We start from the raw sequence: 12,735 nt of genomic DNA, 5'->3' as shown, positions 1-12,735 counted from the left end.
ATGTGCTTTCCTTATCCTTAGAAAGGAGGTGATCCAGCCGCACCTTCCGATACGGCTACCTTGTTACGACTTCACCCCAATCATCTATCCCACCTTAGGCGGCTGGCTCCTAAAAGGTTACCTCACCGACTTCGGGTGTTACAAACTCTCGTGGTGTGACGGGCGGTGTGTACAAGGCCCGGGAACGTATTCACCGCGGCGTGCTGATCCGCGATTACTAGCGATTCCGACTTCATGTAGGCGAGTTGCAGCCTACAATCCGAACTGAGACTGGCTTTAAGAGATTAGCTTGCCGTCACCGACTTGCGACTCGTTGTACCAGCCATTGTAGCACGTGTGTAGCCCAGGTCATAAGGGGCATGATGATTTGACGTCATCCCCACCTTCCTCCGGTTTATTACCGGCAGTCTCGCTAGAGTGCCCAACTGAATGATGGCAACTAACAATAGGGGTTGCGCTCGTTGCGGGACTTAACCCAACATCTCACGACACGAGCTGACGACAACCATGCACCACCTGTCACCTCTGTCCCGAAGGAAAACTCTATCTCTAGAGTGGTCAGAGGGATGTCAAGACCTGGTAAGGTTCTTCGCGTTGCTTCGAATTAAACCACATGCTCCACCGCTTGTGCGGGCCCCGTCAATTCCTTTGAGTTTCAACCTTGCGGTCGTACTCCCCAGGCGGAGTGCTTAATGCGTTAGCTGCGGCACTAAACCCCGGAAAGGGTCTAACACCTAGCACTCATCGTTTACGGCGTGGACTACCAGGGTATCTAATCCTGTTTGCTCCCCACGCTTTCGAGCCTCAGCGTCAGTTACAAGCCAGAGAGCCGCTTTCGCCACCGGTGTTCCTCCATATATCTACGCATTTCACCGCTACACATGGAATTCCACTCTCCCTCTTGCACTCAAGTTAAACAGTTTCCAAAGCGTACTATGGTTAAGCCACAGCCTTTAACTTCAGACTTATCTAACCGCCTGCGCTCGCTTTACGCCCAATAAATCCGGACAACGCTCGGGACCTACGTATTACCGCGGCTGCTGGCACGTAGTTAGCCGTCCCTTTCTGGTAAGATACCGTCACAGTGTGAACTTTCCACTCTCACACTCGTTCTTCTCTTACAACAGAGCTTTACGATCCGAAAACCTTCTTCACTCACGCGGCGTTGCTCGGTCAGACTTCCGTCCATTGCCGAAGATTCCCTACTGCTGCCTCCCGTAGGAGTCTGGGCCGTGTCTCAGTCCCAGTGTGGCCGATCACCCTCTCAGGTCGGCTATGTATCGTCGCCTTGGTGAGCCGTTACCCCACCAACTAGCTAATACAACGCAGGTCCATCTGGTAGTGATGCAATTGCACCTTTCAAGCAGATATCATGCAATATCTACTGTTATGCGGTATTAGCTATCGTTTCCAATAGTTATCCCCCGCTACCAGGCAGGTTACCTACGCGTTACTCACCCGTTCGCAACTCATCCGGAGAAGCAAGCTCCTCCTTCAGCGTTCTACTTGCATGTATTAGGCACGCCGCCAGCGTTCGTCCTGAGCCAGGATCAAACTCTCATTAAAAGTTTGAGTTCTCACTCATTTCTGTCACTGACAGATTTATTGTTTTTTTCATTGTTCAGTACTACAACCTTAGTTGTAGTGCCCTGCACATTGGTTCGTCTTGTTCAGTTTTCAAAGGTCTTTGTCACTCGTTTCTCTCAAGTGACAACTATATTAGTATATCACAGTCGCTTTCGCTTGTCAACACTTTTTTGAAACTTTTTTTAATTTTTTTCATTCAGTGTTCCAACTGCTTCATACTATAGTCCGTACGGGATTCGAACCCGTGTTACCGCCGTGAAAAGGCGGTGTCTTAACCCCTTGACCAACGGACCGGAGTTGTTATTTTCAACTCTTACTATTATACCGACTTTTTTTGCTTTGTCAACACCTTTTTTTAATTTTTTTTAGAAGTCTTGTAATGTTTCCTTCAGCTCTCTGAGAAGGGCTTTGCGGCCTTTAAATCGTTCGTCTGCCCAGAGGCGGTCGTAAGCTTCTTGTTTATCTTCTGGTAATTTTCTTCTATAAGTATTCAACAATTCATGAAGGGCGTAGTAATCATCCAACCACAATCCTCCTTCTGGTAGGCGATGGCTAATCTCCCCTACTTCTTCATAGGCCATCCGGTCTAGGCGACGCTTTTGACTCTCTTGTTTTCTGACGCTATCAAGGATTCGATTGCGAAATTTTGTTTTGAAGTAGATGTAGAGTTTCTTTTCTTCTTCCACTAGTTCTGGATCCTTTTCTAGAAGTTCATGGAGACAGATCATGCCTTCTTGATCCCAATCCTCTTTCTCCCACAGGTGGAGATAGTAGTCTTTTCTACATTTATGAACAATTCCTTTTACCTTTGCATAATACTTCTCAAGCATTTGCTTTCCCCCTTTCTCTGCTTTTAGTTTAGCAGAGAAAGGGGGAAAGAGGGGCCATCGTTCCTATCTTGTGTTTTTTCAAGTCCAAGGTGTATCAGGAAGCATGAATACTGACATGTGAGATTAAAAAAGACAAAGATTTGAATCCTTGTCTTTTAGCTTATAAACGTATTAGCGAAACAGATCTACAATGGTATCCCAAACTGTCTGAGCTTTTTCTTTAATTTTAGCATCCGAAAATGCTCTTCCTGCTTCATCGACCAGATTTTGCGCCCGTCCACGAATATCTGATAGTATATCATCAGACTGTGCACTAGTGTCACTTGTAGTTTGTTTAGGTGCGTTTTCTGGTGCAATGCCATTCATTTTATAAGCATTTTCAACTGTAAAAGTACTTCCTAGTGTATAAGGAAGAATTGTTTCTGCCATACTTCTAAAAATGTGAGCAGCACCATTCGAAGTCGAACCTGCTAAATAGTGATTTTCATCAGTAGTAGGGAAACCAAGCCAGTGGCTAATGACTAGATCAGGTGTATAGCCAATCACCCATTGATCACTCGTATATTCTGGATTGAAGGCAGCCTCTGTCGTTCCGGTTTTTCCAGCCATAACATAACCATCTGGAGACGAACTTATCCCCGTACCATTTGTAAAGGTTCCGAGCATCATACTTGTCATTTTATCAGCTACCGATTTGTCAACTACTCGTTTTTGAGTGTTTTTATGAGTAGCAATCACTTGACCACTAGCATTTTCAATACGAGTGATAAAGTGAGCATCCGGCATGAGTCCTTCATTTGCAAACACTGCGTATGCTTGGGCCATCTGAAGAGGGTTAGTTTCTACGCCACCACCTAAAGCCACTCCAAGCACACGATCTACATCGCTCATGTTGAGACCAAACTTTTCACCAGCTTCAAAGGCTTTATCTATTCCAAGCTCTTTAACAGTAGCTACTGCAGGTAAATTTAGAGATTTAGCCAAAGCTTGATACATGGGTACTTCTCGTGATGTCTTGATTCCTGCGTAGTTGTCTACTTTATAATCACCATATTGCATGGTATGATTATCCAACTCCTTATTAAGAGACCAGCCTGCCTCAACCGCTGGTGTGTACACTATCAAGGGTTTAATAGTAGACCCTGGACTTCTTTTGGATTGGGTTGCATAGTTAAAATTTCTGAAACCTGCTTTATCATCCCCGGCCACTCGACCAACAACTCCTCGAACTCCACCTGTTTTTGGTTCTAATGCGACACTACCAGACTCTGCATGTGTTCCATCTTCAGCTGTCGGAAAGAGAGAAGTATTTTGGTAGATAACCTGCATATTTGCTTGGTAATTTTGATCTAGCTCCGTATAAATTCGATAACCGTTATTAACGATTTCTTCCTCTGTTAGATTATACTTTTCAATAGCTTCATTAACAACTGCATCAAAATAGGAAGGATAACGGTAGTCTGATATTTTCCCTTCATAACTATCTTTCAACTGAGAAGCCATATCAACACTTGATGCTTCTGCTTCCTTATTTTTATCAAGATAGCCGGCAGCCACCATATTTTGCAAGACAGTATCTCTTCGATTAGTTGAATGCTCAATAGAATTCAGAGGATTGTACAATTCTGGGCCTTTAAGCATACCTGCTAAAGTGGCGGCTTCATCAAGAGTTAATTCCGATGCCGAAACACCAAAGTACTTTTTACTAGCATCTTCAACACCCCAAACTCCATTACCGAAGTAGGCATTGTTCAAATACATGGTTAGAATTTCTTTTTTACTGTATTTTTTGGTTAATTCTAAAGCAAGAAAGAATTCTTTGGCCTTTCTCTGCACAGTTTGATCTTGTGAAAGATAAGCATTTTTCGCCAACTGTTGAGTAATTGTAGATCCACCACCCGAGCGACCAGCTGTTAGGATAGCTAGGAAAAAACGACCATAGTTAATTCCACTATTTTTATAGAAGCTTCTATCTTCTGTCGCAATAACAGCATTCTGCAAATCTTCACTAATTTCCGAGAGCTCAACGTAGGTTCCTTTTTGGCCTGACAAGGCACCAGCCTCATTCTCTTCTCTATCAAAAATCACCGTTCGTGTTTTCAAAGCATTCTGCAAGTCTGTAACATTTGTCGATTTAGCCAAGGCAAATAGATAAACCCCAACAAACAAGCTTGCACTTAGTCCAAGAATTAGAAAGATTTTGGTCAGATGATAGCGACGCCAAAATTTTCGAATGGGTCCGACTTGCCCAGCTTTCTTTCGCCCATCTCTTGACCTTCTTAAATTAGTCGAGGTATTTTCTTCATTATTAACTTCATCGATTTCTATTTCTGCCATTTCAGATTCTTCTTTTTTAAATAAAGCAAGAAACTTTTCAAATAATGTATCTAATTTCATGCGTTTATTTTATCATCTTCCACATAGGAAGACAAGAATTTAGCTAGTTTCCCTATCCAAATAATCTATTTTTTGTTACAATATCTGTATGAAATTTACCTTTGTTATCCCTGATTCTTTTCCTGAAATGACTGTCAAAGTCTTCTTGGAGGAGCAACTACTCATTCCGAGAAAAATACGGCATTTCTTGAGAATTAAAAAGCACATTCTCATCAATCAAGAAGAAGTCCACTGGCATCAAACTGTCAAATCCGGAGATGAATGTCAACTGATTTTCGACGAGGAGGATTATCCTACAAAAGAAATTGTTTGGGGAAATCCTAATCTTGTCCAAGAAGTCTACCAAGACCAACATTTGATCATCGTGAACAAACCAGAAGGTATGAAAACTCACGGGAATCAACCAGAAGAAATTGCACTTCTCAATCATGTCAGCGCCTATGTAGGTCAAACTTGCTATGTCGTTCATCGGCTAGACAAGGAAACGAGCGGTCTCATCCTCTTTGCTAAAAATCCATTTATACTGCCCATCCTCAATCGATTATTGGAGAAAAAAGAGATTTCCCGCGAGTACTGGGCTCTGGTTGAAGGAAAAGTAGCTTCTAAAGAACTTATCTTCCGAGATAAAATAGGTCGCGATCGTCACGACCGTAGAAAACGGGTGGTGGATTTCAAAAATGGTCAATATGCTGAAACTCATGTAACTCGATTGAAGCAATTTCAAAGCAAGACCTCTCTGGTCCGCTGTAGATTAAAAACAGGACGTACTCATCAGATTCGAGTTCATCTATCTCACCACGGTCATCCAATCCTTGGAGATCCTCTCTACAATCCACATTCGAAAACTAAGAGACTAATGTTACACGCATTTAAACTATCCTTTGTCCACCCTCTGACTTTAAACCAATTAAGCTTTACTGCGCTATCAGACACATTTGAAAGAGAATTAAACCAAAATGGATGACATTTTCATCCATTTTTTCTTATAGATACAAAAAATAGATACAAAAAAAGTCCCATATGACCTATAATGAAAAGCGATCAAACAACTCATTAGAAAGAATCCTATGGAACAATTACATTTTATCACAAAACTGCTCGATATCAAAGACCCTAATATCCAGATTCTAGACATCATCAATATGAATACCTACAAAGAAATCATCGCTAAACTGGACTACGACGCCCCATCTTGCCCTGATTGCGGAAGTCAAATGAAGAAATATGACTTTCAAAAACATTCTAAGATTCCTTACCTCGAAACGACTGGTATGCCTACCAGAATTCTTCTGAAAAAGCGTCGATTCAAGTGCTATCATTGCTCGAAAATGATGGTCGCCGAAACCTCTCTCGTCAAGAAGAATCATCAAATTCCTCGTATTATCAACCAAAAGATTGCTCAAAAGTTAATTGAAAAGACTTCTATGACTGATATTGCACATCAGCTATCCATTTCAACTTCAACTGTCATTCGTAAGCTCAATGACTTTCACTTTAAGCATGATTTTTCTTGTCTTCCAGAGATTATGTCTTGGGACGAGTATGCCTTTACCAAGGGAAAGATGAGTTTTATCGCACAAGATTTTGATCAGCTCAATATCATTACTGTTCTTGAGGGAAGAACACAAGCTATCATCCGCAATCACTTTCTTCGCTACGATAGAGCAGTCCGATGTCGAGTGAAAATCATTACTATGGATATGTTTAGTCCTTACTATGCCTTAGCTAAACAGCTTTTTCCATGTGCTAAAATCGTTCTAGATCGTTTTCACATTGTTCAACATCTTAGCCGAGCTATGAGTCGGGTTCGTGTCCAAATCATGAATCAATTTGATCGAAAATCTCATAAATACAAGGCCATCAAGCGCTATTGGAAACTAATCCAACAAGATAGTCGTAAACTCAGCGATAAACGATTTTATCGCCCTACTTTTCGCATGCACTTAACGAATAAAGAAATTCTAGACAAGCTTTTGAGCTATTCCGAAGACTTGAAACACCACTATAATCTCTATCAGCTCTTGCTTTTTCACTTTCAGAATAAAGAGCCTGACAAATTTTTCGGACTTATTGAGGAAAATCTAAAGCAGGTTCATCCTCTTTTTCAGACTGTCTTGAAAACCTTCCTCAAGGTTAAAGAAAAGATTGTCAACGCCCTTCAATTACCTTATTCCAACGCCAAATTGGAAGCAACCAATAATCTCATTAAACTCATCAAACGAAATGCTTTTGGTTTTAGGAACTTTGATAACTTTAAGAAACGAATTTTCATCGCTCTGAATATAAAAATGGAGAGGACAATCGTTGTCCTCTCCAGATGTTAGCTTTTTATTCAACCCACTACAGTTGACAAAGAGCCCCAAAAAAGCAAGACCAGTTGGCCTTGCTTTTATCAACTCAAGAATTATTTAGCGATTTTAGCGAAGTATTCAAGAGTACGTACAAGTTGTGCAGTGTATGACATTTCGTTGTCGTACCATGAAACAACTTTAACCAATTGTTTACCGTCAACGTCAAGAACTTTAGTTTGAGTTGCGTCAAACAATGATCCGTAAGACATACCTACAACATCTGAAGATACGATTGGATCTTCAGTGTAACCGTATGATTCATTGGCTACTGCTTTCATAGCTGCATTCACTTCATCAACAGTAACGTTCTTTTCAAGAACAACTACCAATTCAGTTACTGAACCAGTTGGTGTAGGAACGCGTTGTGCAGCTCCGTCAAGTTTACCGTTCAATTCTGGGATTACAAGACCAATAGCTTTAGCAGCACCAGTTGAGTTAGGTACGATGTTAGCAGCACCAGCGCGAGCACGACGGAGGTCACCTTTACGGTGTGGTCCGTCAAGAATCATTTGGTCACCAGTGTAAGCGTGGATAGTAGTCATCAATCCTTCAACAACACCGAAGTTATCTTGAAGAGCTTTAGCCATTGGAGCCAAGCAGTTTGTAGTACATGAAGCACCTGAGATAACTGTTTCAGTACCGTCAAGAACGTCGTGGTTAGTGTTAAATACAACTGTTTTAACATCTGATCCACCAGGAGCAGTGATAACAACTTTTTTAGCTCCACCTGGGTGCAAGTGTTTTTCAGCAGCTGCTTTAGTAGCAAAGAAACCAGTTGCTTCAAGAACGATTTCTACACCGTCGTTAGCCCAGTCAATTTGTTCTGGATCACGTTCAGCAGAAACTTTAACGAATTTACCGTTAACTTCAAATCCACCTTCTTTAACTTCCACAGTTCCGTCGAAACGACCTTGAGTTGTGTCATATTTCAACAAGTGTGCAAGCATAACTGGATCTGTAAGGTCGTTGATGCGAGTAACTTCAACACCTTCTACGTTTTGGATACGGCGGAAAGCAAGACGACCGATACGTCCGAAACCGTTAATACCAACTTTAACTACCATTAGTGATTTCCTCCTTATGAAAATCATGAAAATTTTATTGTGAAAAGAGTAACTTGAATCACTACAAATCACCTTTCAACATACCTATTATATAACTATTTTAGTTTAATTGCAAGCGCTGGCCTTGTTTTTCTGATAAGCTTTGGTGATATTTTCATTTCTTTACTTAGCCTTGCAGCCTACTCCAATTCTATGCATTTCTTAATAAAAAATATATTCTCTAAGCATAAAAAACCGAGGTTTACCCTCGGTTTTGGCTGATAATCAATTATTTACGGCGTCCTGGTCTTTCTTTGTAACCATAGTAAGCATCTTCGATGATTTCTTGCATATGGTCAACCATTGGAAGACGTGGGTTAGCAGGTGAACATTGGTCTTCATAAGCAAGGAAGGCCAATTCACGTGAATGTTCTTTCCATTCTTTTTCGTCAATACCTTGTGCTTTGAAGTTCATTTGGATACCTACGCGCTCACCAAGTTCGTAGACAGCTTTTGCGTAAGATTCCACCCCTTCTTCTGGTGTAGAAGCTGGAAGTCCAAGCATACGAGCGATATCTTGATATTTCTCGTCTGCACGGTAGTAGTTGTACTTAGGCCATGTAGCTGTCTTAGCTGGGCGAGTACCGTTGTAACGGATAACGTATGGAAGCAAGATTGCATTTGTACGTCCGTGAACTGTGTGGAATTGTGCACCAATCTTGTGAGCCATTGAGTGAGAAATACCTAGGAAGGCATTGGCAAATGCCATACCAGCGATTGTTGAAGCGTTATGCATTTTCTCACGTGAGTGGAAGTCTGCATTCTTAACTGAGCTTTCAAGGTTTTCGAATACAAGTTTGATTGCTTGAAGAGCAAGTCCATCAGTATAGTCGCTAGCCATTTGTGATACGTAAGCTTCAGTCGCGTGAGTCAATACGTCCATACCAGTATCAGCAGCAACAAATCCAGGAACTGTCAATACCAAGGCAGGGTCTACGATTGCCACAGTTGGTGTCAATGAGTAGTCAGCGATTGGGTATTTACGGTTGTTTGCTTTATCAGAGATAACGGCAAATGGAGTTACTTCAGATCCTGTACCAGATGTAGTTGGGATAGCGATGAATTTAGTCTTCTTACCAAGCAATGGGAATTTGAAGGCACGTTTACGGATATCCATGAATTTTTGTACAAGGTCACGGAAGTCCACTTCTGGTTGTTCGTAGAAGAGCCACATTACTTTAGCAGCATCCATTGGTGATCCACCACCAAGAGCGATGATTGTATCTGGTTTGAAAGAGCGCATAATCTCAGTACCACGTTCAACTGTAGTGATATCTGGATCTGGTTCTACATCAGCAAATATTTGGTAAACAACCTTATTGCGACGAAGGTCAAGTTGTTCGATGATACGATCAAGGAAACCAAGCTCAACCATAGCGTGGTCAGTAACGATCATGACACGCTCAACGTCACGACATTTTTGAAGATATTGAATTGAATCACGTTCAAAGTATGTTTTTGAAGGAAGTTTCATCCATTGCATGTTATTTCTCCGTCTTCCGACTTTTTTGATGTTCAAGAGGTTAATGGCGCTAACGTTATCCCCAACTGAGTTACGTCCGTAAGAACCACATCCGAGTGTCAATGATGGCAAGAAGGCATTGTAAACGTCCCCGATACCACCGAAAGTAGAAGGTGAGTTACAGATAACACGAATAGCTTTAACAGCTTTACCAAATTCTTTAGTCAATTCTTCATCAGCAGTATGGATGGCAGCTGAGTGTCCAAGACCGTTAAATTCAACCATTTGACGGGCTTTAGCAATACCATCTTCACGGCTTTCAGCTTTCAAAACTGCGATAACTGGTGACAATTTTTCACGAGTCAATGGCTCGTTTTCACCAACTTCTTTACATTCTGCAGCAAGAATGTTTGTTCCTTCTGGAACAGTAAATCCTGCTTGTTCTGCAATCCAAGTTGCTGGTTTACCAACGATGTCAGCGTTCAATTTTGCACCAGCACAGTTTTTGCTGTTAGCTTTTACACCGAAGCAGAACTCTTCAAGGAGAGCTTTTTCTTTTTTGTTTACAAAGTAAGTGTGGTAAGATTTGAACTCTGCTACAAATTCATCGTAAATTTCTTTATCAATGATAACCGCTTGTTCAGATGCACAGACCATACCATTGTCAAATGATTTAGACATTACAATATCGTGAGTAGCTTGGCGGATGTTAGCTGATTTTTCAACATAAGCTGGAACGTTTCCGGCACCTACCCCAAGAGCTGGTTTACCACATGAGTATGCCGCTTTAACCATGGCATTACCACCTGTTGCAAGGATAGTTGCAACACCTTCGTGGTTCATCAATGCACTAGTTGCTTCCATAGATGGTTCAGTAATCCACTGTACACAGTTTTCAGGAGCACCTGCTTTAATCGCTGCATCACGAACGATTTGAGCTGCGTGAGCTGATGATTCTTGAGCTGATGGGTGGAATGCAAAGACAATAGGATTACGAGTCTTCAATGAAATCAACGCTTTAAAGATTGCTGTTGAAGTAGGGTTTGTTGTTGGAGTGATACCACAAACAACACCAACTGGTTCAGCGATAAGAGTCAATCCTGTTACATCATCTTCTTCGATAACACCAACTGTTTTAGTGTGGCGCATGTTGTTTACTACGTGCTCACAAGCAAATAGGTTTTTAGTTGCTTTATCTTCAAATACTCCACGTCCTGTTTCTTCAAAGGCATGTAAAGCCAATTCTCCGTGAGCATCAAGTGCTGCAACTGAAGCTTTTGCTACGATATAATCGACTTGATCTTGGTCGAGTTTACGCATTTCTTCAAGGGCAACTAAAGCATTTTGCACCAAACCATCGACATGCTTTTCAGCAGCGAGTTTCTTTTCTTCTGGTGTTACAGTTTTTTTATCAGCCATATTTTCCTCCATAGCTTTCAAGGATTGTAAGTCCTTTGTTAATTTTTTCACAAGTTCATTATAACTCTTTTTTAAACATTTGTAAACAGTTTCATATACATTTCACAAACTTTTTTTATTTGTTTGTGAAAACAATTTCAAATATACCCACACATGCACTTTTTCACTTAAAGTTTGTGAATTATTCCATAAAAGTTTTATTTTTCACAAACTTAGTTGTAAAACAGTCTTGTAAGCCGTTTTAATTTCCATGTAAGCGCTTTCTGTCATTCTGGAAGAATACCTCCTTCTAGGAGGAGGTTATTGTGCTTGTTGAAATAAACCTTGTTTGAAGTCCCCTTCATAGACTACTTCTTGTTCGGTAGTCAGTTTTCCTTTTCCTTCAGCTTGGCCATTTACAAAGGCTCCCTCATATACCCAACCTGCTTTAGCTTGGTAGGTACCTTTACCATTGAAGGCACCATTGCTAAATTCTCCAGTATAGGTATCACCGTTTGAGAAGGTAACAGTGCCCTGACCATTCATCTTACCACGAACTAGGCTCCCGTCATAAATAATAGCATCGTTATCAAGCTTAAGAACGCCCTGTTTTGGAAGATTGGTCAGAAATACGAGACCTGCACAGACAACAATGACGATCACTGTCGCAATTTCTAAACGGGGACGTGTTAAATAGACGCTATATTTTTCATAGAGTTTTTTTAAATTTTCCATGTTCACTCTCATTTTCTAAGCGACTTAACCAAGCCTGGCAACCAGCTAAAACTCGGTCATAAGTTTCTTCAAAATCACCTGTATACCAGGGATCTGGAACGCTTTCAGATGCAAAAGGCTGTATCTTATATTGTTGATCCTGTGGACACATCTGACGCAAATTAGTGAGATTAGACTCATCCATCCCAATGATATAGTCAAAATACTCAAAATCTTTTTTAGAAATTTGTTGGGAAGTTTTTGAAGTATCATAAGGAACACCATGACTTCGAAAGATTCCTTGCGTTCCTTTGTGGATTGGATTACCATGTTCCCAGGAAGAAGTCGCACGACTTTGAATCTCATATTTATCGGTCAGGGATTTCATTACAAATTCCGCCATGGGACTACGACAAATATTGCCAAGACAGACAAAGACAACTTTTTTCATCATTGTTCCTCTCATTTATAGAAAAACGGGAATGCATTCCACCCCGTTTTATTCTTCAATAGCACTGCCTTCTTCGATAACTGCACCTTCAGGTGTGACAGCTTCTTTGACTGGCAAAACTGTTCTAATTGCACCTAATTCGAAAGTCAAGTATACTCCGTCTACATCAAGTACAATCGTTTTGTTTTCAGTATCAACTTCGTCGACTGTACCGTAGAGACCACCGATAGTGATTACTTCGTAGCCTTTTTGAAGTTTGTTGAGGCTCTCTATACGTTTTTCAGCTTGTTTTTTTTGAGAACGTTGCATGAAGAACATCAAGCCGAACATCAAAACAAGCATAATCAAGAATGTTAAATTCCCACCCATTATTTTTTCTCCTTTGTAATTCAGATAAAACTACTATATCAAATTTCACTTGTTTTTACAAGATTGCACCTTG

General features: G+C 41.0%; 9 protein-coding genes, 1 tRNA gene and 1 rRNA gene. 2 read left to right on the top strand and 9 right to left on the bottom strand.

Features of this window, described 5'->3' with window-relative positions:
• Nucleotides 1-21: 21 nt before the first annotated feature.
• The 4 genes from AAFQ93_RS02600 to pbp2a form a co-directional block, all read right to left on the bottom strand.
• Nucleotides 22-1,566 (bottom strand): 16S ribosomal RNA (locus AAFQ93_RS02600).
• Between the two features lie 242 nt (nucleotides 1,567-1,808).
• Nucleotides 1,809-1,880: transfer RNA gene (locus AAFQ93_RS02595), tRNA-Glu, on the bottom strand.
• A 72-nt stretch (nucleotides 1,881-1,952) separates the two neighbouring features.
• Nucleotides 1,953-2,417 (bottom strand): sigma-70 family RNA polymerase sigma factor, encoded by a 465-nt coding sequence (locus AAFQ93_RS02590; protein WP_223140429.1) that lies wholly within the window; start codon nucleotides 2,415-2,417, stop codon nucleotides 1,953-1,955.
• Between the two features lie 171 nt (nucleotides 2,418-2,588).
• A complete protein-coding gene (pbp2a, locus tag AAFQ93_RS02585; protein ID WP_223140428.1) occupies nucleotides 2,589-4,814 on the bottom strand; it encodes a penicillin-binding protein PBP2A in 2,226 nt (741 codons plus the stop codon).
• Nucleotides 4,815-4,902: 88 nt separating this feature from the next.
• On the opposite strand from pbp2a, the gene AAFQ93_RS02580 reads away from it, so the two are divergent.
• On the top strand, nucleotides 4,903-5,778 hold the full coding sequence (locus AAFQ93_RS02580) for an RluA family pseudouridine synthase (RefSeq protein WP_375555509.1): 876 nt from the start codon (nucleotides 4,903-4,905) through the stop codon (nucleotides 5,776-5,778).
• A 103-nt stretch (nucleotides 5,779-5,881) separates the two neighbouring features.
• Nucleotides 5,882-7,138 (top strand): ISL3 family transposase, encoded by a 1,257-nt coding sequence (locus AAFQ93_RS02575; protein WP_045763715.1) that lies wholly within the window; start codon nucleotides 5,882-5,884, stop codon nucleotides 7,136-7,138.
• Nucleotides 7,139-7,218: 80 nt separating this feature from the next.
• On the opposite strand, the gene gap is transcribed toward AAFQ93_RS02575, so the two are convergent.
• The 5 genes from gap to yajC form a co-directional block, all read right to left on the bottom strand.
• A complete protein-coding gene (gene gap / locus AAFQ93_RS02570; RefSeq protein ID WP_045762475.1) occupies nucleotides 7,219-8,229 on the bottom strand; it encodes a type I glyceraldehyde-3-phosphate dehydrogenase in 1,011 nt (336 codons plus the stop codon).
• Nucleotides 8,230-8,497: 268 nt separating this feature from the next.
• Nucleotides 8,498-11,149, bottom strand: a complete 2,652-nt coding sequence (gene adhE / locus AAFQ93_RS02565; protein ID WP_375555768.1) for a bifunctional acetaldehyde-CoA/alcohol dehydrogenase — start codon at nucleotides 11,147-11,149, stop codon at nucleotides 8,498-8,500.
• A 300-nt stretch (nucleotides 11,150-11,449) separates the two neighbouring features.
• Nucleotides 11,450-11,863: an MORN repeat-containing protein gene (locus tag AAFQ93_RS02560; protein WP_223140425.1), complete on the bottom strand. Its 414-nt coding sequence runs from the start codon at nucleotides 11,861-11,863 to the stop codon at nucleotides 11,450-11,452.
• Nucleotides 11,838-12,293, bottom strand: a complete 456-nt coding sequence (locus AAFQ93_RS02555) for a low molecular weight protein-tyrosine-phosphatase (protein ID WP_223141134.1) — start codon at nucleotides 12,291-12,293, stop codon at nucleotides 11,838-11,840. Before AAFQ93_RS02555 ends, AAFQ93_RS02560 begins: the two co-directional genes overlap by 26 nt.
• A gap of 48 nt (nucleotides 12,294-12,341) precedes the next feature.
• Nucleotides 12,342-12,662: a preprotein translocase subunit YajC gene (gene yajC, locus AAFQ93_RS02550; protein ID WP_223140424.1), complete on the bottom strand. Its 321-nt coding sequence runs from the start codon at nucleotides 12,660-12,662 to the stop codon at nucleotides 12,342-12,344.
• Between the last annotated feature and the right edge of the window lie 73 nt (nucleotides 12,663-12,735).

The sequence above is a fragment of the Streptococcus nidrosiense genome (assembly GCF_042140045.1).
GTDB lineage: Bacteria > Bacillota > Bacilli > Lactobacillales > Streptococcaceae > Streptococcus > Streptococcus nidrosiense.
The sequence above is the reverse complement of the archived record's forward strand: the minus strand, read 5'-3'. Positions and strand labels throughout refer to the sequence as shown.

What these genes read in the sequence shown, in the direction of transcription:
- AAFQ93_RS02555 (WP_223141134.1), bottom strand. Translation starts at nt 12,293, where the DNA reads ATGAAAAAAGTTGTCTTTGTCTGTCTTGGCAATATTTGTCGTAGTCCC.
- AAFQ93_RS02560 (WP_223140425.1), bottom strand. Translation starts at nt 11,863, where the DNA reads ATGGAAAATTTAAAAAAACTCTATGAAAAATATAGCGTCTATTTAACA.
- AAFQ93_RS02575 (WP_045763715.1), top strand. Translation starts at nt 5,882, where the DNA reads ATGGAACAATTACATTTTATCACAAAACTGCTCGATATCAAAGACCCT.
- yajC (WP_223140424.1), bottom strand. Translation starts at nt 12,662, where the DNA reads ATGGGTGGGAATTTAACATTCTTGATTATGCTTGTTTTGATGTTCGGC.
- AAFQ93_RS02580 (WP_375555509.1), top strand. Translation starts at nt 4,903, where the DNA reads ATGAAATTTACCTTTGTTATCCCTGATTCTTTTCCTGAAATGACTGTC.
- gap (WP_045762475.1), bottom strand. Translation starts at nt 8,229, where the DNA reads ATGGTAGTTAAAGTTGGTATTAACGGTTTCGGACGTATCGGTCGTCTT.
- AAFQ93_RS02590 (WP_223140429.1), bottom strand. Translation starts at nt 2,417, where the DNA reads ATGCTTGAGAAGTATTATGCAAAGGTAAAAGGAATTGTTCATAAATGT.
- pbp2a (WP_223140428.1), bottom strand. Translation starts at nt 4,814, where the DNA reads ATGAAATTAGATACATTATTTGAAAAGTTTCTTGCTTTATTTAAAAAA.
- adhE (WP_375555768.1), bottom strand. Translation starts at nt 11,149, where the DNA reads ATGGCTGATAAAAAAACTGTAACACCAGAAGAAAAGAAACTCGCTGCT.